Consider the following 26,981-nt stretch of genomic DNA (forward strand, 5'->3'; position numbering starts at 1 on the left):
TTGATGAGTTTCCTCATATCTTTTCTTCTAAATCTCTTGTTCGTGAGATTCTTCTCGCAGAAATTCCCCTTGGACATACCAAATGCGAGAAAAATTCACAAGATGCCAATTCCTCTGAGTGGCGGTATTGCGATCTTTGTCGCTCTGCTTGCAACAGAAACTCAGATAAAGATCATCTTGCCTGTCTCTTTAGCCTTTTTTCTGGGAGTCTTGGACGATATCGAAGATCTCTCTTACAAAATCAAATTGCCATTTCAGATGCTGATCGCAACCATTGCCGTGTGCTTAGGACCCAAGCAAGTCTATTTTCTGGGACAAGCACTGAACGGAATGCTATGGAAGGTTGTGGAAGTTTTTTGGTTCGCTGCCATGTTCAACGCACTCAACATGATCGATGGTATGGACGCACTTGCATCTTCTACTTCAATGCTGAGTGCTCTCTTCTTGAAAGAAGATCGCCTCGCCCTCGCCTTGGCTGGTTTTCTACCTTTCAATCTACCGAAGGCTAAATCCTTTCTCGGAAACAGTGGATCGGCTGTTCTCGGCATTCTGCTGCCATTTTATGCGCTGATGTACTTCAAGGGAGATCTGTGCTATGCCACAGTCTTTCTTGGCTATCCGGCTTACGAAGTTCTAAGCAGTTTCGCACGTCGCATAGTTCGTCACAGAAATCCTTTCTGTGCTGATAAAAATCACACTCATCATCTGCTGATGAGAAAATTTGGTGTATGGCGCTCTCTGATAATGCTTATCGTCTTCTCCTTTGTCTGCAATTTGTTGGGCTTATCCGAAAAACTCTGGTCCTTCATGCTCTTTTGCATGATCTATCTTGTTCTCTTCACCTACAGCCTTTTTCAAAGCCGCAATGGCAACCTCAATCTGTGAATCGTCTGGAATCGCTGTGGTGAGCTTCTGGAGCAGGAGGCCCGGTGCTGCCAAAAAGCGCATTGCTTTCGAGTTTCGCGCTGAGATTCTTAGAAACTCATAAGAAAAACCTACTATCACGGGTATGAAGGCCACCCTGCTGATGACCTTCCAAAAGACATTCAAGTGGAGAATCCAACCGAGCAAGCTGAAAAATATTATGGAGAATATTAGGAAAATCATGACAAAGTTTGTGCCGCATCTCGGATGAATGGTACTGTATTTCCTTATCTTTTCATCAATCAGTGGTTCATTCGACTCATAGGCATGAATCACCATATGCTCAGCACCATGGTATTGGAAAAATCTTTTCACATCTTTCAACAGCGATATGATGTAGACATAGAGTAAGAACAACCCGAGTCTGATCAAACCTTCAACCAATGAAAAGAGGAATTCGTTGCCCCGCAGAAAGGTCAAGAGGCTGGTCAAGAAAACCGGTAAAACCAAGAACAATCCCACAGCCAATACAACGGCAAGAAAAATCGACCAGAAGGTCTCTGATTTTTTCATCTTCTGACCAGAACTTATTTCAGCCGATCTATCGAGAGCATAGATGCCATAATAGAGCGAATAAAACAGACTGATTAAACCTCTCAGGAACGGTACCTTGAAAAGTTTCAAGCTTGAAGGAGTCTTCTTGCCAATCTCTTCAACAACGATCTCTCCGTTGTTGTTCCTAACAGCGATTGCCACATTCTTACCCATCATGAGAACACCTTCGATTATCGCTTGTCCTCCTATTTTCATCTCTTCTCCTCCTCAAATCGTGGTAACACGACTTTGAATTCACTACCCTCATTCTGCTTACTTTGAAGTTCTATAGTGCAACCCATTATCTTTGCCAATTTCTCAACTAAGGATAGCCCCAGGCCATATCCTGGTGTAGACCTGGATCGATCACCTTTGTAGAAACGCCGAAATATCTTCTCTTTTTCTGAGTCGTCTATCCCAATGCCGAAATCCTTCACACTCAGCCAACCTTCACCACATTTCAGAATGATCTGTTTTCTATCCTTTGAAAACTTTATCGCGTTCTCTGCTAAAGCTTTCACGATTATCTGTAGAACTTTACTGTCCACATATCCTTTACCTTCTCCTTCTACTTCTATTTGGAACTCAGGGAACTGGTGACGAAACTCATCGGCAAGCTCTTGTAAAAATGGTTTCAGTTCGATCAACTTCATCTCGAGTTTCGTAATGGGTTTTGAAAGCATGAGCAGTGTCTCAGACAACGATATGAGTTTGGCTGAGGTTTCGTGTATGGTCTGTGCGGATTCGAGAACGATCTGCTTGTTATCTGTAAAACGCTGAATTAGTTCAGCATAACCTTGTATTGTCGTCAACGGTGTTCTGAGTTCATGAGAGACATCATTGACAAAGTCGTTCTGGGCTTCAAATCCAATTCTCAATCGGTCGAGCATGTTGTTTATAGTCTTTGCAAGCAGAGAAACTTCGTCGTTCGTACCAGGATCATAAACCCTTTTGTTCAAATCAGTCGTGTTGATATCCTTCAATTGTTCAGTGATCATACTCATCGGTGAGAGTGATCTACTAACGAAATAGCTACCCAAAGCCAAGGAAATCACACTGAAGAAAATCCAGAAAACGACAAAAGCACGCGAGAGAATCTTCAGAAAATCGCCAATTCCACCTGCTGGTGAAAGCAAAAAGAAATCTCTTTCACCTGAGGCAGTTATGAATCTCGCTCTGACCACCAAATACTCGTCTTTACCCAATTTTATGTAAGTTGGTCGTTTTGTGTTCATCACTTGTTCTACAAATCTCTTGAAATGCTCGTGTTCTGTATTCACGCTACCGAGTACCACGTTTCCAGAATCATCAAGAACTGCAACGCCTGGCGGCAGTCTGAGGTTCACCAGAATCCTGCCAGGTATTCTGAAGGCCGTAATTACTTCGTTTCTCAGATTATCAGCCGAACGAGATAGATGCATATTCTTTACCAGAGAATATGCGGTGAGCAAACCCAGACCGAGTATGGTTGAAAAGAGTACAGTCTGCCAGAAAACCATCTTCCACTTAAGCGTAGAGAACATAGCCAATACCCCTAACTGTTTTCACTATTTTACCGTGATCCTTCAATTTGTCTCGTAAGTACTTTATGTAAACATCCACGATGTTCTTGCTTATGAACTCACTGTCGCCCCATACCTCTTTCAAGAGTTCTTCCCTGCTAACCACCCTACCGGCATTTATGAAAAGATGATAAAGTAGACTACTCTCTCTTTCGGAAAGTACGACTGTCGAACCATCTGGGAAGGTGAGTATCTTTGAATTGACGTCAAACACCATGGACCCAATCTTCAACAACTCCGGTTTTCTGACTCTCCTTGCAACGGCTTCCACACGCGTGAGCAGTTCATCAAGATGGAAGGGTTTTGGTATGTAATCATCGGCACCCTTCTTCAAGCCTCTTATTCTGTTCTCGACTTCACCTCGGGCTGTCAAAACTACTACTCCGACCTCTTCGTCCACAGATCTGATCTTCTCCAGAACCTCAAACCCATCCATCCCAGGTAGCATGAGATCAAGGATCACCAGAGCAGGATTATGAGTCGAATACATTCGCCAGCCTTCCTCTCCGGTGCTCGCTATAAGAACTTCGTAACCATGGTTTTCAAAGAGGAGTTGAAGAAGACGTGCTATCTTTTGGTCATCTTCCACTATTAGTATCCTTATATTTCATCAGCTCCTTGTACTCTTTGACTATTCTGTTTGCATACTCTGATTTCATGTTACCACCGTTGTACATTTCAAGAGCCTTCAAGAGATTACCAGAGGTTTTCTGTAGCAAATACTTGAGGTAAAGAACTCCATACTCTATATTCAGCCGGTAGTCCCAAAGAAGCGTTGACCATCCACCTTCTGGCTCAGACAGTGAGTACTTCTGCGCCACAAACTCAGCAGTCTCTTTCTTTATCTGGACCAAACCCAACTCACCGTACATGCCAACCACATTTCTGAACTCGCTCTCGACCTTTATCAGGGCAATGATCAAGAGTGGATCGAAGTCATACTTCTTGCTCACTTCAACTATAGCACTGTACATCTCATCGATGATCTGTGCATCAACGATCAAATCATGTTTTGACCGAGTCTCTCTTACGAGTTTGCTGAACCAGGTCGGCGCCGGTTCAGCTACCATTAGAGCTGACATCAGCAGCAAGGTCACTACTAAGATCTTCTTTCTCTTCTCAGCAAGCAAAATTTGCACCTCCAAAGCGTCAATCTGTTATAATTTCACAGGGTGGAACTCTGTGGAAGCTCTTTATCGCAAGTACAGACCAAAGAACTTCGACCAAATTATAGACCAGAAGCAGGCAAAATTGGTTCTTCAGAATGCCATAACTAAAGATAGGGTCTCTCATGCCTATATCTTTTCTGGTCCTCGAGGAACTGGAAAGACTTCGGTGGCAAGAATTCTGGCAAAGGCACTGAACTGTCCAAACAGATCTACCTATGAACCTTGTTGTGAGTGTGAAAGTTGCCTTTCGATAGATCGAGGCACTCACCCTGATGTGATAGAACTGGACGCAGCTTCAAACAGAGGTATCGATGAAATGCGCAGGATAAGAGATGCCGTAGGATTCAGACCAATGATGGGAAGATATAAGGTCTACATCGTCGATGAATTTCACATGCTCACTCGGGAGGCTTTCAATGCGTTTCTGAAAACACTCGAAGAACCGCCTGTTGGTGTCACCTTTGTACTGGCAACCACTAACCTTGAAAGGGTTCCTCCAACGATAGTTTCCCGCTGCCAGGTGATCGAATTCAAGAATTTCACAGAAACTGATATCTTCCAAAACTTAATGGTTGTTGCCAAGAAGGAAGGCTTGAATCTGGAAGAGGATGCTGCTAAACTGATAGCCAAAAGATCTGCCGGTGGTATGAGAGATGCGCTTTCTTACTTAGAACAAATTGCCAATTTCGCTCTTGGTGAAGTGATTTCTCTTTCTCTCGCTGAGAAGGCACTCGGATTGGTGCCTTCAGAGATCGTTGACCAGTTCATCGATTACATTATCACCGGTAAGATCTCACAGATCGAAAGATTGCTTGACACCGTTTTCGAGAACGGTTACGATTTGGCTCAGCTTGTTGCATTGTCTGTTGAAAGAATTGAAGAGAGAATCTCACAAAATGCTACCATAGAACTCTTGCAGTTGGCAAAGGACTTACTTGAGATATCCAAGGAACTCAGGTTTGCTGAGAACAAAAAGACAATCTGCAAGATCTTGGCAATGAACCTTGCTGCCAAGAGTTCAGAGTCAAGACAAGAGGTAGTGCAAAAATCGAAGCCGGTTGAAGAGATTGTACAACCCAGAGAGAAGAAGGTCGATTCGAATCTTTCTCAGATCGAAGAGTTATTACAGTGGCTTAAAGATGAGAAGGACATGTCTATATACGTTGCTCTAACTCAATCGAGAATCACGCAAAAAGGACATATCTTAGATATATCCTTTCTGCCTTCTCAGCGTTTTCAATATGAGTACCTGAGAGAAAAACTGTTGGAACTTGAATACTTGTTCAAGACAAAAATGCAGAAAGACGTCGTTGTCAATCTTTTCATCGATGAAGAAAGAGAGAAGAGGATTCTTCAGAAATTGCAGGAGAACTTTCCGGGGAGAGTAAGAATAGAGGAGTGAAGAAAGGTGAAAAAACTCAAAGGATTTGGTGGAAGAAATTATGGAAAGCCTGAGAAACCAGCAGGTAACATCGAGAAACTTCAACAACAGATGAAAGAACAATTCGAAAAGGTCGAACAGGAATTTGAAAAGATCGAAGTCTCAGCCTCGGCAGGAGGTGGTGCTGTCAAGGTAACGGCGAAATGCAACTACGAGGTAGTGTCGATTGAGTACGATGAATCATTGCTCGACGATCGAGAGATGTTCAACGATCTTTTGATTGCAGCAATTAACGAAACGATGAGAAAGGTCACCGAAAAGAGGAACGAAGAGATCTCAAAGATAGTCGGAGTGGGTGGTCTACCAAATTTGTGAGATTTTACACAAATTCGTGAATGTTGTAAACATTACCGGGTAGAATTTGCATAGACACTAAGTTTGAGGAGGGAAAAACATGAAAGTTGCAATCAACGGGTTTGGAAGAGTAGGAAGAGTAGTTCTCAGAGAAATCTTGAGACGCAACTGGAAGGATCTGGATGTAGTTGCAATTAACGATGTCACCGATGCCGCAACATTGGCCCATCTCTTTAAGTACGATTCTGTACATAAGATTTATCCGAACGAAGTCGTAGCAAAAGAAAAGGAAATAGTCATCGACGGTAAGAGTTACATGATCTTCAGTGAAAAAGATCCTTCGAAACTCCCATGGAAGGATCTGGGTGTGGATATAGTAATCGAATCTTCAGGAGTTTTCACAGACAAAGAAAAAGCCTCTTTGCATTTGCAAGCAGGTGCCAAGAAGGTTATAATCACAGCTCCAGCAAAGGGTGAAGACATCACAGTTGTCATTGGGTGCAACGAGAAGAATCTCAAACCAGAGCACACAGTTATCTCTTGTGCATCGTGCACAACCAACTCTATTGCCCCAATAATAAAGGTACTTCATGAGAAATTCAACATTCTCAGCGGTTTCTTGACAACGGTACATGCTTACACCAACGATCAGAGGGTTTTGGATCTACCACACAAAGACTTGAGAAGAGCAAGAGCAGCTGCCATCAACACCATTCCAACGACCACGGGTGCAGCCAAGGCAGTGGCATTGGTTGTACCAGAACTGAAAGGAAAACTTGACGGAGTTGCCTTGAGAGTGCCCGTACCCGATGGATCGATCTCTGACTTCGTTGCAGTCGTCGAAAAACAGGCGAGTGTTGAAGAAATTAACCAGATAATGAAGAACGCCTGCGAAACCACTCTCAAAGGAATAGTCAAGTACAACACTGATCCAATAGTGAGCAGCGACATCATAGGTACCACCTACTCCGGCATCTTCGATGCAACTTTGACGAATGTGAAGGGCAATCTCATAAAAGTCTTCTCTTGGTATGACAACGAATACGGTTACAGCTGCAGAGTGGTTGACACAGTTGAACTCGTGGCAAAGTTGATGTGAGATGAGGGAGGTCTCCTCCCTCTTTCTGGGGGTGAAAGGATGAAGAAACTAACCATAAAAGATGTTGATCTTTCGGGAAAAACCGTGATCATGAGGGTTGATTTCAACGTACCAGTTGATAAGGACGGCAAAGTTTCAGATGACACAAGAATCACGGCAGCACTTCCAACGATAAGGTACGCAGTTGACAAAGGGGCAAAGGTCATTCTCCTATCTCATCTTGGCAGACCTAAGGGTGGTCCAGATCCAAAATACACGCTGAAACCTGTAGCAGATCATCTTGCAAAAATATCGAACTTGAAGGTTACGTTCATTCCTCATCTTATAGGAGAAGAAGTAAAACAAGCCGTTAAGAGTATGAAGTCAGGAGAGATTTTGGTACTCGAGAATACCAGATTCCATCCTGGAGAGGAAAAGAATGATTTGGAGCTCGCAAAAGCTTGGGCGGAACTTGCGGATATTCATGTGAACGACGCATTTGGAACAGCCCATAGGGCTCACTCTTCTAATGTTGGTATTGCCACCTTTATTCCAAGTGTTGCAGGTTTCTTGATGGAAAAAGAGATCGAATTTCTCAACAAAGTCACTTATGAACCAGAGCATCCATACGTAGTCGTACTCGGAGGCGCAAAGGTGTCCGACAAGATAGGAGTCATAACCAATCTTTTGAACAGAGCAGACAAGCTCCTGATAGGTGGAGCAATGATGTTCACATTCCTCAAAGCACAGGGCTTTTCGATTGGCTCTTCTCTGGTAGAAGACGATAAACTGGAGCTTGCAAAACAGATAATGAAACAAGCAAAGGAAAAGAACGTTGAAATCGTACTACCGGTAGATGCCGTGATTGCCCAGAAGATCGAGGCTGGGGTTGAAAAAAGGATCGTCAATATGAAAGATGGCATACCAGAAGGATGGATGGGTTTGGACATTGGTCCTGAGTCAGTGAAGCTGTTTGAAAAAGCTTTGCAAAATGCTAAAACCGTTGTGTGGAACGGACCTATGGGCGTTTTTGAGATAGACGATTTTGCAGCAGGCACAAAGGCCGTTGCCGAGATGATCGCAAAAGTTAAAGGCACGACGGTCATCGGTGGAGGAGATTCGGCGGCAGCTGTTGCTAAATTTGGTTTGGAAGCAGCTTATTCCCACGTCTCGACTGGAGGAGGAGCATCTTTGGAGTTTCTTGAAGGCAAGGAACTTCCCGGAATAAGCAGCTTAGCTGATAAAAAAAAATAGATAGACTGATCGTCGCTGGAAACTGGAAAATGAATAAAACCAACCAACAAGCAAAACTCTTTGCAAATACATTGATTCAGCGATTGGCGGGCATGAAACTGAGAATAGTTCTGTGCCCGCCTTTTGTTTGCCTATCTGATTTAGCCGAGGTACTCCGAGAGACAAATCTGTGCCTTGGTGCTCAAAATTGCCATTACGAGAAAGCAGGAGCCTTCACTGGTGAAATTTCACCTGTGATGCTGAAGGAGATCGGTGTTGAATACGTGATCGTGGGACATTCTGAGCGACGTCATATATTCGGTGAGACAGATGAGTTTATCAACAAAAAGGTTAAGGCAATTCTGGATAACGGTATGACACCGATTCTGTGTGTTGGAGAAACAAAAGAAGAAAGAGAAAAGGGTTTGACTTTCTGTGTGGTTGAATCACAACTCAGACAAGGCTTGTTTGGTCTCACCAGAGACCAGATAGAAAGGATCGTCATTGCATATGAACCAGTCTGGGCTATAGGCACGGGTATAGTCGCAAAACCATGGCAAGCTCAAGAAGTTCACGGCTTCATAAGAAAGTTGTTGAAAGCCCTTTATGATGAGAATCTGTCGAAAAAGGTACCAATACTCTATGGTGGAAGCATAAAACCAGACAATTTCTTCGGACTCATGGCACAACCAGATATAGACGGTGGATTGGTTGGCGGCGCGAGTCTCGATGAACAGTTCGTCGAGCTGGCGAAAATACTTTCGTGGTTCGTTTAAAATAAGCCCCGTTCGCGGGGCTTATTTTTCAACTACAAAGCCGTCTTTGGTCAATACAGGTATGACTTTGTACTTGTCGATTTGCGCGCAAAATTCAATATCTCCTGAAAAACCGTATTTTTTCAGTTCTCTGCCATGCTGTGAGATGGCAAGCAATTTCGATAGATCCTTTCTCTTTGCTTGTTTCCAAAGTCTTAGGGCAATCTGAGCGGCATCTGTGAGTTTCTTCAAACCACTTTGATAAACAAGAGCACCGGCACACAGTACATCTTCAAGAGCAACGGCATTGTCTTGGCCCGAACAAACGATCGTTATCTTTTCGCAACTTCTCATCAGATCTGATATCACAGTCAAATTCAAAAATGCAGCTGCGTAGACGCGTCGAGAATTGACCATCGAAATTGCTTTAGTGCCATTGGTGGTTGTGAGAACTATCTCTTTGTCTGCCACATTCAAATACTCCTGAGGTGAATTGCCCAGATCAAAATGCTGTGGCTTGATACCTTGGCGCTCGCCACAGATCAAGACATCTTGCTTTTTCATCCTCTTCGCCTGTGCAACTGTTCGGACAGGTATGACTGCCCTCGCGCCATTCGCCAACGCGGTGACGATTGTGCTTGTGGCTCTTAGAACATCAACGACAACAACACAGGCATCTTTTTCATCAATGCGTTTGGGCAAAAAGAGTACATCGACCAACGATTCTACACTCCTAAGAGTTTGTCTATCTTGTTTTTGTCAAAACCAATGACGATTTGATTACCTATTTCGATAACGGGTACTCCTGTTTGACCAGTTCTCTTCACCAATCTCTCAGCAGCTTCTTGACTTCTTGAAACATCGATCTCAGCAAACTTTAAGCCAAGCTGTCTGAAATAGTTCTTGGCTTTGACACAGTACGGACATCCTGGCGCCGTATAGACTGTGATTTTGTACAAAATACCACCTCCGACAGAATATTATACCATTTCTGTCGGAATTTCAACTTTACTTCTTTATGTCATCTCTTATGAACTGCACGCTGTTCGCATCAAGATAGACTCTCTGATAAGTCTTGCCATCTACGAGGATCTGCAGTGGTTTCTCAGTGACTGCTTCTGGGTAGTAAAACCTCATGGCGTTTCTCTGGACCTCGTAGAGGAGCTTAGCCAATGCCGCAGGTGTAAGGGTCGTCTCTGGCTTGAAGATCGAGACCCATTTTTTGAAAAGCAGAAAGTCGAAGGCCTTGGATTTTCTCTCTGAAATTGCTCTTAAAAGCTTTTCAAAGTTTTCCTCTTGGCGGTGTAAAACCTCTTTGGAGAATTTGTCAATTTGTTCCTTGCTAACCACAGCGTAGTACCTTTTGTTTGAGGTGAAATCGATGAGGTTTTCAGCGAAATTGAAGACCTCCAAAGGATTTGTGACATCGAGCGCTCTGTTTGTCATAGGATTGAAAGAATATTGAGGAAATCTGATCACGTAGACCATTCTCTTAGAGACATCCATCCTTATGAAGTAGGCGTAATTGTCATCCTTACAAACAAAAGCAAAATGAAGGACTGAGGCAGTGAACTCTTCAGAGTTTTTGATCGCTCCCGAGCTCACCGTGAACCAGAGCACAAAAGCCCCAACTAAGATTACGGCGATCACAATACTCCACATCAGACCAGTTCTTTTCCTTTTCACTCATCATTCCTCCTTCACAGTTTATGCCAAATGACTCTGTTGCCAATCATCTGTGGTTGTACCAAACCACGCTTTTTGAACCACTTCAAGTAAGCGAGCAATGTCATTCTCAGAAGATAGTATAAACCCAGCTCCTTTATCTCTATGCCGAGTTTGTTGACGATTTCAGCGAGCAGTTGTTCTTCGCTCTTTGGTTCTGACAAGAGCTTATAGATCTTTCCTGCAGTTTCTTCGATGTGGAACTTGTTTTGAGTGAGAAGTTCTTGGCTTTTCGAAAGTGAGCCATGTGATGGTACAAAGATGTCAAAGGTTTTCAACTTTTCTATTGATTGAAGAGCTGCATCGATATCACTATAGACGATCATCCGTTGTCTTTCAATGACCTCATTTCCAAAGATGGAATCAGCAGCATATACAATGCCATTCAGAGCTATGCCGATCTGTCCAATTGCATGACCTGGTAATTCGATGATCTTCACATCTTCAAAGAAAGATTCTTCTTCAAAAACAGAATCGATCTTAGAAGGTTCTGCCTTGAAAAACTTCGCTGTTAGCTCTTCTATTGGATCGGCTCCGTTGAAGAGAAGAACAGGTTCCAAGATGGGATTCTCAACGAAAGGTTTTGTCAACTTGTGTGCATATGTTTTTGACTCTGTCTTCCTTTGAATGAAGGCATTGCCGCCTATGTGATCGGCATGAAAATGTGTGTTGATCAGCCATCGAAGTTTCAAACCATTTTCCGTAATGGCTTTCAAAGCCTTGCGTCCATACGAATCATCTATGCCAGAGTCTATCAAAATGACATCCTTTGAAAGTCTTATCAGCCCCAAAGAAGTTCTATCTCTCAGAAGACCACAGCGATCATCTATCCAAATCAGTTCCAGTTCTTATCATCCCTTCGTTGTCTTATGAGCCAATTCCACATCTTAACTGTTTCTGGCATCAAAAGCAACCTTCTCATGAGAGCATAGCGAATCTTGTTCTCTGCAATCATCAAGAGGGCTTCGTCCAGATTCTCTTTGGCGATTTTTCTGAGCCTTTCAACGTCATCGTACACTCTGTTTTCCTCCAAGGAGTCTGCCAAGAAAAGGATTGTACCAACCTTCCCAAGGCCTTCTTTGCCAGTTGTATGGTAAGCAACCGCTTGCAAGACTTCTCTGTCAGTCAAGTTGAATCTTCGGCGCAGGTACTCTGCAGCAATCTTCCCATGTAAGAGTATGGGGTTCAACCTTTCCAGATCAGTGATTCGTATCTTGTAAGCAATTGCCATCTTCAGAAGAACCGTTGGTTTAAGATCCCTAAAAGCGTCGTGGGCGAGAGTTGCGATCTTCACTCGATTAACATCAACGTTATGAATTTCTGCAAGTTCAGATGCAAAACGCACACACGATTTGACATGAGCTTTACGTTTCTTGGTCAGCAATCTATCACAGAGTTCTTCAAGAGACCTCACGATCTCCTGCACAGTCTACCAGCCTTCCCTTTCGATCTCAGCTATCTGGACACCATCTGTGTTTTCTATTATCGAAGTGATGCCTTCTACCACTCGATCGACTACATCCTGTGCCGACGAAATTACGGCTACACCGATCTGTGCCCAATTCTTTGAATCATTCAAATCCAGCTCGCAGATCGATACGTTGAACTTTGTCCTGATCTCATTTATCAAACCCTTGATAAGAGAACGTTTTTCCTTGAGGCTGTTTATTCCAAAAAGCCTTATTGTGTAGCTGAGAACAGCAACGTGCATGAGAGTTCACCCAAATTTCGAAAGGGGGACTGAGCCCCCAAGATCATGCATTCTGGTTTTCCTGTTTTCTTTCTTGAACAATCTTCTCTTGAATGTTTGGTGGGACCTCTTGATATCGCACAAACTTCATTGTGAAATATCCTCGACCGCTCGTAATACCAGAAAGTCTTCCCGAGAAGTCGAGCATTTCGGCGAGAGGGACCTCAGCCTTTATCTTTGACATGCCTCTGCCGGCCGACTCCATGCCCTGTGGTCTGCCTCTTCTGCTCGTGACCTCTCCCATTACATCTCCAGCCACTTCATCTGGGCAGAAGATCTCGACTTCCATTATGGGTTCTAACAGAACAGGCTTTGCCTCTTCCATGCCTTTTCTGAAGGCTTGAATTGCAGCAATCTGGAAAGAGATATCAGAAGAATCCACTTCATGATATGAACCATCGAAGAGCGTCACGCGTATATCAACAACTGGATAACCAGCCACAGATCCTTTCTTCATAGCTTCTACTATACCCTTTTCAACAGATGGGATAAAGTTCTTCGGTATCACACCGCCAAAGATCTTGTCGACGAACTCAAAGCCGGCACCTCTTGGGAGTGGCTCCAGTTCTATCTTCACATGTCCATACTGTCCATGGCCACCTGTTTGTTTCTTGTGTTTGTATTCAGAGACTGCTTTTTTGGTCACTGTCTCTCTATAAGCGATCTTCGGTTTACCAACTTCAACGTCAACGCCAAAAGTACTCTTCAATCTCTCTATCATCACGTCCAAATGAATAGTTCCCAGACCAGAGACCACCGTTTCACCGGTTTCTGGATCATACTCCCACTCAAATGTTGGGTCAGTTTCAGCCAAGCGCGATAGACCGTTACTGATTTTGTCTATATCCGCTTTCGATTTTGGATTGACAGATCTTGAGAACATCGGTTCCGGAAAGGTCGGTGGCACGATTGTCAATTTTCTGTCTTTGTGAGTGAAAGTGTCCGTGACAGCACCTTCTTTGAGTTTCGGCAAAACGACTATATCACCGCATCCAGCCTGCTCGACTTCGATCTGTTCTTTCCCTCGCGCAAAGTAAAGGCGTCCGAATTTATCTGAACTGCCTCTGCTAACGTTGAAATAACTGTCTTGGGGTTTTATGACTCCCGCGATTACCTTGATATAACTCACGCGACCAACGAATGGGTCAACGACAGTTTTGAAATTGTAGGCACAGAATGGCTCACTCTCACTCATTTTCACGGTGACTTTCTCACCGGTCTCAAGTTTCCCTTCGTAAGCAGCAGCTTCGAGTGGATTTGTACCAACTCTGACCAAGTAGTCAAGCAAAAGATTAACGCCTATATTCTTTTCTGCAGAACCACAGAAAACAGGTACCACAGTTCCTTCTCTGTACGCTTTCAGCAACGCATCTATCAACTCATCAGGTTGAATCTGCTGTCCCTCCAAGTACTTTTCCATCAGAGCATCGTTTGACTCAACGATATCCTCAATTGCCTTCAGTTTCATCTCTTCAACCTTCGCTGTCAAAGAAGCTGGTACAGATGCTTCCTTGGGCTTACCATTTTCATTCAGATACGCCTTCCCTGAAACAAGGTCAACCACACCTTGAAAGTTGGCTTCGCTTCCTATTGGTATCGTCAATGCGACCATCTTTCTACCAAAGGCTGACTGAAGACTTTGGAGCGCGCTGTCAAAATTTGCACGTTCCTTGTCCATCTGGTTTATGAAAACCATGATGGGTTTGTGCATGCTCTCGGCAATCTGCCAGGTTCTCTCTGTCTGTATTTCGACACCCGAGACCGCGTTGATAACACTCAGAACGTTTTCACTCACGAACACCGCATTCATGACATCGGCTATAAAGTCTCCAAAACCCGGTGTATCGATGGTTGTAACGGTGCATCCCGCCCATTCGAAAGAGTAAATGTGAGAAGTGATACTCGAACCTTTTGCTTCTTCGATCGGATCTGTGTCGATCAACCTTTGACTGATTCGATCCGATAGACCTACGTTGTAGAGCATTGCAGAAAGCAGAAGAGTCTTCCCTGATCCGTTGTGGCCTATGAGTGCAACTGTTCTTTTCTTCTCGACCGATTTGTTCATGGCTCCACCTCCGAAATTCATTTATTGTTTTTGATGACAAGTAACGATACTGGAATTGCCCTCGTCCAAGCAGTCGATGTTTTGCTCACCACTTGGTCTCTGATAACCATCACCGAAGAACTCCCGCCATCGAAATTCATCGCTGAATAGAATCCTTTGTTCATACAGAATTCAACTAAATCGTCGTAATTGACACCACCAGATCCATTTTGATCATTTATGACTGCCAAAACAACCTTACCATCTGCAAGCGTTGCCAACAACGTTCTCGTGGCATTACTCCTTGCTATGTTACCACCGTAACGATTCTTTTCATCGTTCCTGTCTGGGATTGGAGTGCCGTTGTACAAAATCAGTGGTCCCGCTTCTACGGCGTGTTTTATCGAGTAAGGAAAATCGGTGTTTACGACATAATCCACCTTATCACCTATCTGAATACTCTGCAGGTATCTTTCGTAATTCGATGAAATTGCCAGAACATAACCGTCCTTCGGTGCCTTCGCTGACCATCCAAAACCGCTGATCTTGCCACCAACAACACTGAAATAGATCATTCCATCGCGTCGTGGGATCGAAAGCCCAAATTCAGGTGTGAAGATGAGTACCTCTCCTTGAGCGATGGTGTTAACTCCTTTAACCAAGAACAACAGCTGACCAATTCTCACGTTCAAATCGAAATACATCCTGGCAACAACAACTGCTCCTGATTTCGTCTGGACGAAAACTGGTCTGTTCCCATAAGGCAGCGAGAGTATCTTTCCATCAACGATGAGTAAACCTATAGGAAGTCCTGTATTCGGATCGAAATAGCTGGCGTTAATACCTGCTATCGCGTTATTTCTGGAAACCATCCTTTCGACACTTTCAGCTGTTCCGATGCCGCCCGCACTGATCTGGGGCCTTAACTCGACAATCGTTGGATCGATCCATAGGTAGCTGACCAGCACATCTTTTCCACCTATCTTTTCAACCTTTTGCTCCCAAGAAACTCCTTCGGCGAGTATCTCTCTACTGATCTGTGGAAATCTCACTGCGAGAATTGCGGAGTTATCCTCCATTTTCAATGAAACAGATGGTTCTGCTTCGATATCAAAGTTAATCTCTATGTCAGTCTTATTGCCAACTTGATCAATCTTAATCCTATCTGTTGAAGAGAAGCTGGAAAGACATGGAGATAGAACAATGCGAATTTTGGATTTTTCAGTGGTTATCTTCATCATGTCTTCAAATGGAAAACCAAGAAAGCTCAGCTTCAGTTCGTTTCGAGAGAGATCTATCGACTTTAAGACACAAAGATTGTCTAAAAGCACCGTCTTTCCAGTGGCAGTTTCGTACCTGTCAACGTTGAAGATCTTCGAGAGTAGATCGATTCTGATCATGATCTTATCGCCTGTGTACAAGGCGCCGTTGGGAAAGATGTCCAAGAAGTCAATCGATACTGTGCCGCTCTTCTCCAGGATCGTTATCTTCTTACCGTAAATCAAATAAGCCCTGCCAGACTTTTCAGAAATGACAAGTGAAGCACCTATCGCTTCCAGAGGTTTCACTTCTACAAAACCATCCTTCTCTTGTAACGATGTGAACTTACCGTTCACACCCACCAAAACTTGTGACAAAACTATCGTACAGGAAAGTAAGAGCACAAGAATCGAGACGATTCTCATTCAATCACCTCAATTATGATCTCACGTGGTTTTGCGATCTCATCTGAAATAGTGTAGGCGTGGGTGATCAACCTGATAGCGAGTTGCACATCACTCTTCTCAGAGACATACATTCGTACGAGTGGTTCATTCAAATGCACCGAGTCACCGACTTTCTTCAGAACTTCTATTCCAACTCTTGGATCGATACTGTCTTCTTTTTTTGATCTTCCTGCCCCCAACACAACTGAAGCAACACCAACAGCCTCAGTGTCAATAGCCGAAACATAACCACTTCTCGAAGCCTTTACCTCAACGATCTTCTCGCTCGCAGGCAGCAGCGAGTAGTCTTCGATTACCTTTGGATTTCCTCCCTGTGCTTCTAAAAATCTCGCAAATCTTTCTAAAGCCTTACCGGAAGAAATCTCTTTGTAGATCTCTTCTTCAGAAACAACTATACCAACCAAATCGAGTAATTTCCGAGATATGTGAACGCAGAGTTTTGTCAAGTCACTTGGTCCTTTGCCCTTCAGCGTTTCGATTGCTTCTATGACCTCAAGAGAGTTCCCAACCATCTTACCCAAAGGTTGGCTCATATCAGACAAAACCGCTCTGGCGAGTTTGCCAGATTTTCTTAGTATTTCTATCATGAGCTTCGCCAGTTGTTTAGCTTCATCAACACTCTTGAGAAATGCACCCGATCCGACCTTCACATCAAAGATGATTGCATCGGCACCTGCCGCGAGTTTTTTGCTGACGATACTCGAAGCGATCAAAGAGATGTTGTCAACGGTGGCAGTTGTGTCTCGAAGTGCGTAGATCTTCTTATCTGCAGGAACAAGGTTGCCTGTTTGACTGATTATCGCGAAACCGACCTTTCTGACGATTTCGAAAAACTCATCTTGTGACAATTCTGTTCTCATTCCAGGCACTGATTCTATCTTGTCAATCGTTCCACCTGTGTGTCCAAGGCCTCTACCAGACATCTTCGCCGATTTGACGTCAAAACCAGTTACAAGTGGTAAGACAACAAAGGTTGTTTTGTCGCCAACACCACCTGTAGAGTGTTTGTCTACCTTTATACCCTCGATCGGCGAAAGATCAATCATTTCACCAGATCTTGCCATGCTCATCGTTAGATCAAAGGTTTCCCTCTGGTTCATTCCCTTAAAGAATATCGCCATCAACAGAGCAGCCATCTGATAATCTGGTATCGCGCCAGAGACATAGCCGTTGACAACGAACTGTATTTCCTCTTCAGTCAGTTCAAACCCATCTCTCTTCCTCTTTATGATGTCATACATCCTCATCGCTCTCAACCCTTCTGATAGGCAACTTCACTGTGAAGGTTGTACCAACACCAAGTTCACTCTCCACTGAGATTTCTCCGTTGTGTCTTTCTACGATCGTCTTGACTATCGATAAACCCAAGCCCGACCCACCCATCTTTCTGCTGCGTCCTTTGTCCACACGATAAAACCTGTCGAAGATTCTCTTCAGAGCATCTTCAGGCATTCCGGGACCGGTATCGATCACTTTTATGATCGCATGGGAATCAGATCGGCTTATGGATATCTTGACTTTCTTTTCACCAGACTCTTTCAGTGATGTATACTTTATGGCGTTGTCAACTAAATTCAAAAGCATTTGTACCAATCTGTCTTGATCTCCAACTACTGAAATGTTTTCACAATCGCACTCAACCTTCACACCATAATCAGCTGACAGAGGTTCTACTATGGTGATTATGTAATTTGCCGTTGCACACAGATCAATTTCTTGAAAATCAAATCTTGCCTCACCAGATTCAAGGCGTTCAAGATCGAGCAGATCGTTTATCAACCTCGACATCCTGGCAGATTCATTCTCTATCACCGTAAGAAATCTATTTCTTGTCTCTGGATCCATATCTGGATCGCTCAAAAGCGTTTCTGCATATCCATGAATAGAGGTCAATGGGGTTCTGAGTTCATGAGACACATTTGAAACGAATTCACGCCTCATCTCGTTGAGTTCGTACTCTTTCGTCATGTCGTGAAATAGGATGACCACTCTTTTTTCACCTTTGGGCAGTAGAACAGGAACCATTTTGCAAGAGTAATATCTCTTCTTACCTTCGATGTAGATTATCACATTTCCTTCCTGAACTTGCCAGCTCTTGACCGTTTCATCGAACATCTCTATGAGATAGTAGTCTTCAATTGCTTCGTAGATCTTCCTCGTGGTGACAACAGGCCTGGCTATCTTTTGTGCTGCAGCGTTTGCAAAGAGTATCTCACCGCTGTTGCTGTCCACAAACAGAATTGGATCTACAATGTTGTCTAAAAGAGTCATCGTGTTCTGCCTGCTCTTCTGCGCCATTTCTAATTCATCTTCGAGATTCTTGATAGTTTTTCTAATAGTCTCCAAAACATAAGGAGGTGGCGAATCATCTGGAACATTTACCAACTCCGCCACCCTCACAAAGAATCTCTTCAAGTTCTTGACGATTCTATCTCTGATGACAAGGGACAGGATCAGACCGGCAGCAAAACCACAAAATGCTGCAAGGAAGACAAGCACCTATTACTCTTCCTTCCCTGGGTCTCTGAACTTGTAACCCTTACCTCTCACAGTCATGATGTACTTGGGGTTCGATGGATCTTCTTCTATTTTCGTCCTCAGTCTTCTGATGTGGACATCGACCGTTCTGGTATCACCGTAGTAGTCATACCCCCAAAGTTTGTCAAGCAGTACATCCCTGCTGAAGACCTTACCTTCGTTCTCTGCCAAGAATCTCAGTAGTTCGAACTCAAGTGGTGTGAGACCAACTTTCTGTCCATGAACCCTGACTTCATATCTTTCGACATCGATCTCTAAACCTTTCGCGATTATCTTCTTGGGTCTTTCTTCTCTCTCCTGGACACTCAGCTGTATTCTCCTGAAAACAGCCTTGATCCTCGCTATCATTTCCCTGATGCTGAAAGGCTTGGTGATGTAGTCATCAGCGCCTAATTCCAGACCAAGAACCTTGTCGAACTCCTCGCCTTTCGCACTGAGAAAGACAACAGGTGTGTTCTTGTACTTCTCCATACCTCTTAACTGCCTAACCAACTCAAAACCATCCATGCCAGGCAACATAATGTCGACTATGAACATGTCTACAGGTTCATTTGCAGCTACTTTCAAAGCTTCTTCTGCCTCGTAGGCTTTCAGAACATCGTAGCCCTCGCGCGCTAAGTTGTAGCTCACCAATTCGATGATCGATGGATCGTCGTCAACAACGAGAATCTTCTTCTTTGCCATATTCACACCCTCTTCGGGTACACCTCCCTTTTTTCAAAAATCGCTGATGATCTCGTACCGTGTTAACATTATAACAGAAACCTCGAAAATTGTAACATAGATTGGCAGGTTCATCAATCCTCTGAAGGTGTAGTGGTATAATGAGTCATCACCGAGGAGGGATTTGTGTGAAGAAGGCCTTCACACTCTTAGAACTCATAATTGCCATTGCGATTTTCACCAGTTTCCTGATCGTGTTAATCCTCGTTCTGAACAACTATTTGGACAAAGCACAGAAGAATATCCTTCTACTTGACGCCTTCAGAAGGCTCTCCGAAACTGCCGACAGAGTTATCGAATATCTAACAAAGGCGGCTGGTCCGACAACCTCTGTGAAAGTTGAATCGCCAACAAAAGTGAGTTTTGATATAATTTTGTATGGGCAGAAGATAAATGCAGCCGTCGAAGTTGTGGATACAAGGCAATTCAAATATTATGAGAATGAGCAAGTCCAGACAATCCCCGTTGAAAATGTTGTGGTAAGGTTCGCAAAAGCTGTTCCAGCATCTGAAATTGATCTTCCACTGAGAGTGATTGTGAGCACTCCAAACCCGTTCAACGCAACTTCAACACTGAGTATGGAATTCACAGTTTATCCGCCTGGAGTGAGGTGAGAGGTATGAGAGCGAGAAGTGGGTATGTCATAGTCGTTAGCATACTGCTTGTCGCTGTTTGTGCGATAATTTCAGTGGCAATCTTCACGCAGATAGAAGCAACTGTGAGAAAAGTTTCTTTGACCATACAGAGGCTTTCAGATAAATCAGATGCGCTGAAAGTCATTGCAACGGCTGGCGCATATCTGAGAAGCAAGTACAGTGTTGCCAACGGTTTTTATATTGCTGATCATCTTACAGCCTCGACCGATTTCGATAAAATAAGAGACGTTGTTATCAATAGTTCAGGTCCAGTTGAAAAAAGCATTTGGCAAAGTTTCTTCGACGAAAACTCCTTGAATGATATCCAATTTTCTTTTGTAAAGAATCTTCTATTGCTTGGAAATGGTAGTGATTCCCCCTTGAAAAGGGCTTTGCTCGACAGCAAGGCAAAGGAACTGCTGGAAATTGACCTATCCAAAGTTCGAGTCTACGCATTTTGTGAGAATAGCGATCGTTCGTGGGTCGTACTCTTGTGTGCAAACGTGGGCACTTCTTGGGCATGGGCACTCGTCGGTCCAGAGGGATTCTTCAACTACGCTGTATTTCTGCCAAATGGAATACCTGGTTCGACTTATTACGGCAATGGTGAGGTTATAGACGGCCCAAGCTGGTTTGGTGTAGATGATTTCGGACATGGGGGTTTGGGTATAGGTGGTAATCCCGGACCGAGGTTCTACGGCAAAACCTTTTACAGATTGCTGAGGAGTTATTTGATCAGTCCTGCCAAACAGAGTGATGTCTTCGTTGGAGGTAGAGTAACTCTGAATGACAACGATGTACAAGCCTTTAAGTCCGCATATCAAGGTAAAGTCTACTGGGAAGCACAGCTTTCAACCTTCAACAAAGTCGATATCATCGATCTCGCAAAGGGCACAGTCAGTGTGCCACAAGATCCAAGTGGACTCATCCTGAGCTATTCAAAGCTTCCGGGTAGCCAGAAAGATGATTTGGTTATAACTTCTTCGATAGTCAAGATCAACAACCAAGATGTCCAAATTCTAAGATTTTCCGGTGAGGATGGATATTTTGAGAGAGATGAAAATAAAAGATATCAAGTGGAGATAAGAATACCTTTTCCTGGCCCACCCAATGTACAGGCAACGATTGTCGCAACGGAAACAACTTCAAAAGAATCGAACACATACACTGCAACCTTACCGTCATTCAATGGTTTCTTGGGCATATTTTGTGAAACGACCAACTCTGTAGTTGGTATAGGTACGAAAGGTAGTTGGACGAAAAACGTCTTTATGGGTGATTGGACGATACTCGTGATGGGAAATAGAGGTAGACAGCAGGAACAAACACCCTGGGATATTCTGAGGATTTACGGTGACATTGAATATTACAGTGCACGCGATACGAACACGATGGTCATCGATTTTCAAGGCAGAAGTTACGAGGTTTTCATGAATCCGTTTTTTGCCGATGGAACACCAATACCAAACAACAAAGATGTCAAAGGAAGGTTGAAGCTGATCGACGGCAGTCAGTCGATTGACATGATCGATGGCAAAACCTTTTGGGACGCATGGTACAAGAAACTCGCTCAATCGGGAACGAAAGATCACATAAACTTGATAACAACCGGTGATATAGAGATACCCTGGCACAACGGTTACAAGACTGGAACGAGCATTAGAAACCTTCGCATGGATATGAGCATTTTCACTATGTACTGGGATAGAGATCGAAAACCAGGCAAAGGCAACGAGATTTTGGTTCCAACTTTCAAGGTTGATTACAGTGATTTTAAAGGTCTGAGTTACAGAGTTGTGTTCGGCTCTATTGCATCGGAGGCAGTCACTGCAACGTGGGATGGAATGAAGGGATTAAAAGAATTTAACATCTTCGATAACAGACTTTATTCAGCTAAGAGAGGCTTTTCACCTATGACTGGGGCTATTCTGCTCGAGGGGTTGAGGCTCAGATGAGAGGATACACAGTGGTTGAATTGATAATCGGCATAGCGATAATTTCAATTGCAATGATCATATTGATTTTGTCTTCAAACCAAGCGATTAGCAGTTTCTCAAAGTCCAGTGAGGTTTTGACAAAGAAAGCGACGTTCTTCAACGAAGTGAGTTCGAATTTTGCTGGGCAAAGTTCTGGCACATCGGTCAACACTCTCGATAGAGTTCTGAATTACCAACTCGTCGGCGCTTATGCTTTTTTTGATTCAATAGAAGTGAGAAAAGTATCTAATGGCTATGTCTACAACTTGAAAGATCCAAGATTTTGAGTTCTCCAAAAGAAACGAACACCCACATTTCGCTCGGAAAGCCACCTGAGTAGAACAGCACTTCTTCAACGCAAACAGCCACTGGCAGAGCAACTGTGTTCAGTCAAGTATCTTTGCGCAAAAGTTAGCATACCTGAGCATAAGAAAGCATACGTAAGAAAGAGTGAGAATAAGAATGATAGTCCATGATTGGCAATCATTGTCGCAGATAGCCGTAGATTACGAGATTTTGGCGAAAATGGACTCGATGATATTATTAAATCGAAGGTAACATGAACGCCATAAAGGAGGGTTAGAATGACCGGTTCATATTTCATGGAACTCGAGTACAGATACGGAGCCCACAACTACAAGCCAATCCCTGTTGTCATTGAAAAAGGTGAAGGCGTATGGGTTTGGGATGTTGAGGGTAACAAGTACTTGGACATGCTTTCTGCCTATTCAGCCTTGAACCACGGACATAGACACCCGAAGATCATTGAAGCTCTGAGAAGGCAAACCGAGAAACTCACGTTGACTTCAAGGGCTTTCTACAACAATCTACTCGGACAGTTTGAGGAGAAGTTGGCACTTTTCAGTGGGTACGAAAAGGTCTTACCTATGAACACTGGTGCTGAAGCTGTCGAAAGTGCCCTCAAGATTGCGCGAAAGTGGGCTTATTACAAGAAGGGAATACCGATGAACAAGGGAAATATCATAGTGGCTGAGGGGAATTTCCATGGTCGCACGATCACAATCGTTTCCTTCTCTACTGAAGAACAATATCGAGACGGCTTTGGGCCATACACACCGGGCTTTAAAGTGGCACCGTTCGGTGATTCTAAAGCGGTAGAAAAACTGATTGATGACGAAACAATAGGTGTTTTGGTCGAACCAATTCAAGGTGAAGGCGGTGTGCGTGTACCACCTGAGGGATATCTCAGAGAACTGAGAGAGATCTGCTCAAAACACCGTGCCTTGTTGCTCTTTGATGAAATACAGACTGGCCTTGGAAGAACTGGTAAGATCTTCGCATGGCATTGGGAGGACGCAAAGCCAGATATTTTGATACTCGGCAAAGCACTCGGTGGAGGAGTCTATCCGGTTTCAGCCGTGCTTGCCAATGACCAGATCATGGACGTTTTGAAACCAGGAGATCACGGTTCAACCTTTGGTGGAAACCCACTTGCAGCAGCAGTTGGAATAGCAGCTATCGAGGTTCTCGAAAATGAAAGACTCGATCTCAGAGCCTTTGAACTGGGTGAGTATTTCATGAAGCAACTCAGAAGCATTGAGAGCGACTATGTAAAAGAGGTCCGAGGTAAAGGTTTACTCATCGGAGTGGAAATAAAGAAGGAATACGGCACAGCCAGACCATTCTGTGAAAAACTTGCCAAGTTGGGAGTACTCTGCAAAGAAACACATGATCAAGTTGTGAGGTTTGCCCCACCTCTTGTTATAAAGAGTGAAGAAATAGACTGGGCACTCGAACGGATATCAAAGGTTCTCACAGAACCAATTCAAGTCAAGGAAAAGGCTACAGAAAACAGTCAAAAGGCACATCCTCTCAAAGGTTAGTGATCACTGAGACGAGAGGATTTCAACACGGAATAGTTTACAAAATGGGAAAATAAGAGGAGTTGATCTGTGTAGAACTGATCTTAGTGTTGAGGATCTTTCAGACAATGGATGTAAGCAGGTTTTTGATGAGCTTAGCAGTGATATGTGTGAACCTTAGTCCCATTGGGCAATGAAACCATATCTCTTTAGTTGTATTCGAAGAAGGTCTATTGAAGTCCTGATTCTCTTGTTGTTGACCGCAGAGCTGTGGGCGTCAAGTTCAATCGCCCACAGTTTCACTTTGAACCTTCCTGGCGCACAAGAACCTATAAAGTGTTTTGAGACCGAGGGTGGTTTTCTCGTCTTTGCACAAGAAAAAGAACAAGGTAGGATATTGGCGATAGAACTGGACACAGATCTTCATTTAAAGAAACTTGTCGCACTCGACAGAGTTTCTTTCACAAAACTCAACGATGTTACCCAGGATATCCTTGGTGGTTTTGTCCTCGCTGGGTATGAGATAATCAGCAAACAATCTCGAATCAAAATAGCTATCTTGGACGAAAAGCTCAGTGTTGTTTTTCAACATTCCGTTCCTGTTTCTGGCGCAGACCAATGGGCAGAGTCTCTGATTTGTGAAGAAAAAGATCTCATAATCGTTGGAGGTCATCGCACGACTGGTAGCAACTGGTACGATGCCTTGGTGATGAGAATTGATCATGACGGTGAGATCTTGTGGAGCAAGCGGGTTGGCGGTTCTTCTGATGAATGGTTCAGCGGAGTTTGCAAGCTGAATGGCAAATATCTGTGCTTTGGTTCTACCGAGAGTTATGGCAACGGACAGGCGGATTTCTGGGGTTGCTTGTTCTCAGAAAATGGCAACAGGTATTGGTGTACAACCTTTGGCGGTCAGAGGTGGGAAAGGGCTGTCGGTTGTGCAAGGACGCAAGACTCAATAGTATTAGTTGGTTCATCGAACTCCTTTACGCCTTACAACGCACTGTTTGTTGTAAAAGTTGATCCCTATGGTCGAACTGTGTGGCAAAAGACGATTGATCTGGGAAATGACTTCACAACTAAGGGTGCTTTGACACATGAAGATATCGTGCTCGTTTACGGTGAACTTTGGCAGAACGACACACGAAGAGACATATCCTATCTGTTATTAGACCAGAATGGAATATTGATCACACAACGCACTCTGAGAGAGCCAAATGATCAGCGCGTTGTGGAAATCGTACCACTTGAAAGCAAAAGAATGCTGATACTCGCAGCGTCAGACAACCCTCACAGTTCAACGGATATCCAGTTGTACCTGATTCAACAAGATATTAAAAATTGAAAGTGAAATGAAAATCCTTTCATTGAAGTTCACACTCTTGAATGTCTTCAAACTGCAGAGCTTTGAGAGATTTACTCTTTGCTCTGTACATGGCCATGTCGGCTTTTCTTATAAGTTGGTCTATCTCAGTGCCATCATCGGGATACCTTGCAACACCTATGTTGCAAGATATCCTGAAGATTTCACCAGCTATCTCTACTGGTTCCTCAACAACTCTAATTATTCGTTCTAATAGACGATTCAAATCTTCAGACGAGCAATCATACAAGATGATCACAAATTCATCGCCGCCAAAGCGAGAGATGAGATCGCTTTCTCTGAGAGATTTTTCCAATCTGCTGCCTATGATTCTTAATACTTCATCTCCCACTTGATGTCCATGAATATCATTTATCTGCTTGAAATGTTTCAAGTCCATGAACAGGACAGTTACTTTCTTACCTTCCCTCTGGGCTAAGGAGATGATCTTTTGGCTGTATTCTTCGAACATTCTTCTGTTTGCAAGCCCCGTGAGTGCGTCATGGTATGAAAGATATTCCATCAATTCTCGTTGTTCCAGTATCGTTTTTTCAAGATTCTTTCGCTGCAAGACAATCCCGAGATGATTGGCAAAAATCTTGGCAAGTTCTACTGATTCTTCTGTAAAAGCTTCCTCACTCTCAAAGTTGTCAAGATTCAAAAGCAAAACAACTTCGTTCTTCAGCTTCACTGGTACTATGAGAGTCGATTTTATTTCATCTATTCTGGCAGCTTTTTTTAGAATCTCTAACTTTTCACGAGGGATCCTTGCTTCGTCGTACTCTTTCAACTTTGTTCTCACAGAGAAGGATTTAGCAATCCAATCAGAGATCTCTTGACTCGAAAAGGAAATCTTCCTAAGTTCTTTCAAATCGAACCCGACTGCCGCTACGTAGATATACCGATCGTTGTCTTTCACCAAAACACTGCCACCTTGTGAACCAGGAACGATCTCTATAGCCTTTTTTAGCCAGTAATCGTACTCGTCTTCGGCTTGTCTGTGCAAAAATTCCATCGTTACTTCCAAAAGTGTCTGTGTGATCCTATGCTGTTTTTCAAGCTCTTTCTTCAGATGTTGTTCCACTTTGATCTTTGTTCGAGCTTTCAACAACAGCGCACCGGAGAACGAGAAAAATGCACCAACGATACAGAACATAGCAATGAGTAGATCAACAAAGGTTAATTTAACTCTTTGAACAGTCAGCCCATAGACGAACTCTCTACCCTTTTCAGCAATCTTGATCTCCTTAACCTCCAGGGTGTTCAAAATCTCTTGAGCATCCACCACAGCCAGCGCAACCTTGTCTTCAATGAACCTTGTCATACTATCATCATAGATTTTGAAGCTGATGAGTAACTCTGTCTTGTGTGATTCTATTCTGTACAGTGGAAGATCAAGAGAAGATTCTTCAACAAGTTGGACATCTTTTACCTGTGGAAAGCGTTTCTTGATATTATGGAACTGTTCCTCAATCTCCTTGATGTCGTTCTCTATCACGGCTGAGTACATGTAATCCCATTGAAAGTAGCCAAGGCTAATAGCCTTTGCAAGTTCCTCAACCTTCATTTGGTAGATTGATTTGACCAAGGAAAAACGTTGCTGGAAGTTCCGGCTGATCAGGAAAGAAGCAAAAACAATTGCCAGAGCTAAGACAATTGTCACTAAAAGAAAGTTCTTGAACACTTA

At 43.6% G+C, this 26,981-nt stretch carries 27 protein-coding genes; 11 read left to right on the forward strand and 16 right to left on the reverse strand.

Annotated features, from left to right (window positions below; translation table 11 throughout):
- Nucleotides 1–3 precede the first annotated feature (3 nt).
- Nucleotides 4–885 (forward strand): glycosyltransferase family 4 protein, encoded by an 882-nt coding sequence (locus tag ACSFC1_RS05545; RefSeq protein ID WP_435565124.1) that lies wholly within the window; start codon nt 4–6, stop codon nt 883–885.
- Here ACSFC1_RS05545 and ACSFC1_RS05550 read toward each other — a convergent pair.
- From ACSFC1_RS05550 to ACSFC1_RS05565, 4 genes are read right to left on the reverse strand one after another with little or no spacing between them, the layout of a single operon-like run.
- The gene (locus ACSFC1_RS05550; protein WP_435565125.1) at nt 784–1,674 is read right to left on the reverse strand and encodes a DUF1385 domain-containing protein; all 891 of its coding nucleotides are present in this window, start codon (nt 1,672–1,674) and stop codon (nt 784–786) included. The genes ACSFC1_RS05545 and ACSFC1_RS05550 overlap by 102 nt on opposite strands.
- Complete coding sequence (locus tag ACSFC1_RS05555) at nt 1,671–2,981, reverse strand: sensor histidine kinase (protein ID WP_435565126.1); 1,311 nt, start codon at nt 2,979–2,981, stop codon at nt 1,671–1,673. Before ACSFC1_RS05555 ends, ACSFC1_RS05550 begins: the two co-directional genes overlap by 4 nt.
- On the reverse strand, nt 2,965–3,609 hold the full coding sequence (locus tag ACSFC1_RS05560; protein WP_435565127.1) for a response regulator transcription factor: 645 nt from the start codon (nt 3,607–3,609) through the stop codon (nt 2,965–2,967). Before ACSFC1_RS05560 ends, ACSFC1_RS05555 begins: the two co-directional genes overlap by 17 nt.
- Entirely contained in the window at nt 3,599–4,150 is a 552-nt protein-coding gene (locus ACSFC1_RS05565) for a transglycosylase SLT domain-containing protein (RefSeq protein WP_435565128.1), read from the reverse strand. The genes ACSFC1_RS05560 and ACSFC1_RS05565 overlap by 11 nt, the downstream gene beginning before the upstream one ends.
- Nucleotides 4,151–4,202: 52 nt before the next feature.
- Between ACSFC1_RS05565 and dnaX the strand changes: the two genes are divergently transcribed.
- The 5 genes from dnaX to tpiA all read left to right on the forward strand — a co-directional run bounded on the left by dnaX (nt 4,203) and on the right by tpiA (nt 9,011).
- Entirely contained in the window at nt 4,203–5,591 is a 1,389-nt protein-coding gene (gene dnaX, locus ACSFC1_RS05570; RefSeq protein WP_435565129.1) for a DNA polymerase III subunit gamma/tau, read from the forward strand.
- A gap of 6 nt (nt 5,592–5,597) precedes the next feature.
- The gene (locus ACSFC1_RS05575; RefSeq protein ID WP_435565130.1) at nt 5,598–5,945 is read left to right on the forward strand and encodes a YbaB/EbfC family nucleoid-associated protein; all 348 of its coding nucleotides are present in this window, start codon (nt 5,598–5,600) and stop codon (nt 5,943–5,945) included.
- A gap of 79 nt (nt 5,946–6,024) precedes the next feature.
- Nucleotides 6,025–7,023 (forward strand): type I glyceraldehyde-3-phosphate dehydrogenase, encoded by a 999-nt coding sequence (gene gap, locus ACSFC1_RS05580; protein ID WP_435565131.1) that lies wholly within the window; start codon nt 6,025–6,027, stop codon nt 7,021–7,023.
- A 39-nt stretch (nt 7,024–7,062) separates the two neighbouring features.
- Entirely contained in the window at nt 7,063–8,256 is a 1,194-nt protein-coding gene (locus ACSFC1_RS05585) for a phosphoglycerate kinase (protein ID WP_435565132.1), read from the forward strand.
- A 5-nt stretch (nt 8,257–8,261) separates the two neighbouring features.
- Complete coding sequence (gene tpiA / locus ACSFC1_RS05590) at nt 8,262–9,011, forward strand: triose-phosphate isomerase (protein WP_435565994.1); 750 nt, start codon at nt 8,262–8,264, stop codon at nt 9,009–9,011.
- 21 nt (nt 9,012–9,032) lie between these two features.
- Here the strand turns inward: tpiA and ACSFC1_RS05595 are convergent, their stop codons facing one another.
- From ACSFC1_RS05595 to ACSFC1_RS05645, 11 genes are read right to left on the reverse strand one after another with little or no spacing between them, the layout of a single operon-like run.
- A complete protein-coding gene (locus ACSFC1_RS05595) occupies nt 9,033–9,710 on the reverse strand; it encodes a 2-phosphosulfolactate phosphatase family protein (RefSeq protein WP_435565133.1) in 678 nt (225 codons plus the stop codon).
- A 5-nt stretch (nt 9,711–9,715) separates the two neighbouring features.
- Entirely contained in the window at nt 9,716–9,949 is a 234-nt protein-coding gene (locus tag ACSFC1_RS05600) for a glutaredoxin family protein (RefSeq protein ID WP_435565134.1), read from the reverse strand.
- Nucleotides 9,950–9,998: 49 nt separating this feature from the next.
- Nucleotides 9,999–10,676, reverse strand: a complete 678-nt coding sequence (locus tag ACSFC1_RS05605) for a hypothetical protein (RefSeq protein ID WP_435565135.1) — start codon at nt 10,674–10,676, stop codon at nt 9,999–10,001.
- Between the two features lie 14 nt (nt 10,677–10,690).
- Nucleotides 10,691–11,506, reverse strand: coding sequence for an MBL fold metallo-hydrolase (locus tag ACSFC1_RS05610; protein ID WP_435565136.1), 816 nt, complete (start codon nt 11,504–11,506; stop codon nt 10,691–10,693).
- Nucleotides 11,507–11,550: 44 nt separating this feature from the next.
- A complete protein-coding gene (gene yqeK, locus ACSFC1_RS05615; protein ID WP_435565137.1) occupies nt 11,551–12,129 on the reverse strand; it encodes a bis(5'-nucleosyl)-tetraphosphatase (symmetrical) YqeK in 579 nt (192 codons plus the stop codon).
- A 15-nt stretch (nt 12,130–12,144) separates the two neighbouring features.
- On the reverse strand, nt 12,145–12,426 hold the full coding sequence (locus ACSFC1_RS05620) for a DUF503 domain-containing protein (protein WP_435565138.1): 282 nt from the start codon (nt 12,424–12,426) through the stop codon (nt 12,145–12,147).
- A 43-nt stretch (nt 12,427–12,469) separates the two neighbouring features.
- Nucleotides 12,470–14,530, reverse strand: a complete 2,061-nt coding sequence (gene fusA, locus ACSFC1_RS05625; protein WP_435565139.1) for an elongation factor G — start codon at nt 14,528–14,530, stop codon at nt 12,470–12,472.
- 17 nt (nt 14,531–14,547) lie between these two features.
- Nucleotides 14,548–16,194 (reverse strand): phosphodiester glycosidase family protein, encoded by a 1,647-nt coding sequence (locus ACSFC1_RS05630; RefSeq protein ID WP_435565140.1) that lies wholly within the window; start codon nt 16,192–16,194, stop codon nt 14,548–14,550.
- Nucleotides 16,191–17,483 (reverse strand): pyrimidine-nucleoside phosphorylase, encoded by a 1,293-nt coding sequence (locus tag ACSFC1_RS05635; protein ID WP_435565141.1) that lies wholly within the window; start codon nt 17,481–17,483, stop codon nt 16,191–16,193. The genes ACSFC1_RS05630 and ACSFC1_RS05635 overlap by 4 nt, the downstream gene beginning before the upstream one ends.
- Complete coding sequence (locus tag ACSFC1_RS05640; protein ID WP_435565142.1) at nt 17,470–18,735, reverse strand: sensor histidine kinase; 1,266 nt, start codon at nt 18,733–18,735, stop codon at nt 17,470–17,472. The genes ACSFC1_RS05635 and ACSFC1_RS05640 overlap by 14 nt, the downstream gene beginning before the upstream one ends.
- 3 nt (nt 18,736–18,738) lie before the next feature.
- Nucleotides 18,739–19,458, reverse strand: coding sequence for a response regulator transcription factor (locus ACSFC1_RS05645; protein WP_435565143.1), 720 nt, complete (start codon nt 19,456–19,458; stop codon nt 18,739–18,741).
- A gap of 167 nt (nt 19,459–19,625) precedes the next feature.
- On the opposite strand from ACSFC1_RS05645, the gene ACSFC1_RS05650 reads away from it, so the two are divergent.
- The 5 genes from ACSFC1_RS05650 (at nt 19,626) to ACSFC1_RS05670 (ending at nt 25,276) form a co-directional block, all read left to right on the forward strand.
- Nucleotides 19,626–20,111 carry a type II secretion system protein gene (locus ACSFC1_RS05650; protein ID WP_435565144.1) on the forward strand — a complete coding sequence of 162 codons (486 nt, stop codon included), beginning with the start codon at nt 19,626–19,628 and terminating at the stop codon, nt 20,109–20,111.
- Nucleotides 20,112–20,116: 5 nt separating this feature from the next.
- Nucleotides 20,117–22,087, forward strand: coding sequence for a hypothetical protein (locus tag ACSFC1_RS05655; RefSeq protein ID WP_435565145.1), 1,971 nt, complete (start codon nt 20,117–20,119; stop codon nt 22,085–22,087).
- Nucleotides 22,084–22,395, forward strand: coding sequence for a prepilin-type N-terminal cleavage/methylation domain-containing protein (locus ACSFC1_RS05660; protein WP_435565146.1), 312 nt, complete (start codon nt 22,084–22,086; stop codon nt 22,393–22,395). Before ACSFC1_RS05655 ends, ACSFC1_RS05660 begins: the two co-directional genes overlap by 4 nt.
- 297 nt (nt 22,396–22,692) lie before the next feature.
- The gene (gene rocD, locus ACSFC1_RS05665) at nt 22,693–23,952 is read left to right on the forward strand and encodes an ornithine--oxo-acid transaminase (RefSeq protein ID WP_435565147.1); all 1,260 of its coding nucleotides are present in this window, start codon (nt 22,693–22,695) and stop codon (nt 23,950–23,952) included.
- 229 nt (nt 23,953–24,181) lie between these two features.
- The gene (locus tag ACSFC1_RS05670) at nt 24,182–25,276 is read left to right on the forward strand and encodes a hypothetical protein (RefSeq protein WP_435565148.1); all 1,095 of its coding nucleotides are present in this window, start codon (nt 24,182–24,184) and stop codon (nt 25,274–25,276) included.
- A gap of 19 nt (nt 25,277–25,295) precedes the next feature.
- Here ACSFC1_RS05670 and ACSFC1_RS05675 read toward each other — a convergent pair whose 3' ends face one another.
- Nucleotides 25,296–26,978, reverse strand: a complete 1,683-nt coding sequence (locus ACSFC1_RS05675; protein WP_435565149.1) for a diguanylate cyclase domain-containing protein — start codon at nt 26,976–26,978, stop codon at nt 25,296–25,298.
- Nucleotides 26,979–26,981: the final 3 nt, after the last annotated feature.

The organism is Pseudothermotoga sp. U03pept, from assembly GCF_051235805.1.
In the GTDB taxonomy this organism is placed as follows: Bacteria; Thermotogota; Thermotogae; order Thermotogales; family DSM-5069; genus Pseudothermotoga_B.

Coding starts and splice junctions, on each gene's coding strand:
- ACSFC1_RS05645 (WP_435565143.1), bottom strand. CDS start 19,458: ATGGCAAAGAAGAAGATTCTCGTTGTTGACGACGATCCATCGATCATC.
- ACSFC1_RS05555 (WP_435565126.1), bottom strand. CDS start 2,981: ATGTTCTCTACGCTTAAGTGGAAGATGGTTTTCTGGCAGACTGTACTC.
- gap (WP_435565131.1), top strand. CDS start 6,025: ATGAAAGTTGCAATCAACGGGTTTGGAAGAGTAGGAAGAGTAGTTCTC.
- ACSFC1_RS05620 (WP_435565138.1), bottom strand. CDS start 12,426: ATGCACGTTGCTGTTCTCAGCTACACAATAAGGCTTTTTGGAATAAAC.
- ACSFC1_RS05550 (WP_435565125.1), bottom strand. CDS start 1,674: ATGAAAATAGGAGGACAAGCGATAATCGAAGGTGTTCTCATGATGGGT.
- fusA (WP_435565139.1), bottom strand. CDS start 14,530: ATGAACAAATCGGTCGAGAAGAAAAGAACAGTTGCACTCATAGGCCAC.
- rocD (WP_435565147.1), top strand. CDS start 22,693: ATGACCGGTTCATATTTCATGGAACTCGAGTACAGATACGGAGCCCAC.
- ACSFC1_RS05585 (WP_435565132.1), top strand. CDS start 7,063: ATGAAGAAACTAACCATAAAAGATGTTGATCTTTCGGGAAAAACCGTG.
- ACSFC1_RS05545 (WP_435565124.1), top strand. CDS start 4: ATGAGTTTCCTCATATCTTTTCTTCTAAATCTCTTGTTCGTGAGATTC.
- ACSFC1_RS05630 (WP_435565140.1), bottom strand. CDS start 16,194: ATGAGAATCGTCTCGATTCTTGTGCTCTTACTTTCCTGTACGATAGTT.
- ACSFC1_RS05660 (WP_435565146.1), top strand. CDS start 22,084: ATGAGAGGATACACAGTGGTTGAATTGATAATCGGCATAGCGATAATT.
- ACSFC1_RS05655 (WP_435565145.1), top strand. CDS start 20,117: ATGAGAGCGAGAAGTGGGTATGTCATAGTCGTTAGCATACTGCTTGTC.
- ACSFC1_RS05635 (WP_435565141.1), bottom strand. CDS start 17,483: ATGAGGATGTATGACATCATAAAGAGGAAGAGAGATGGGTTTGAACTG.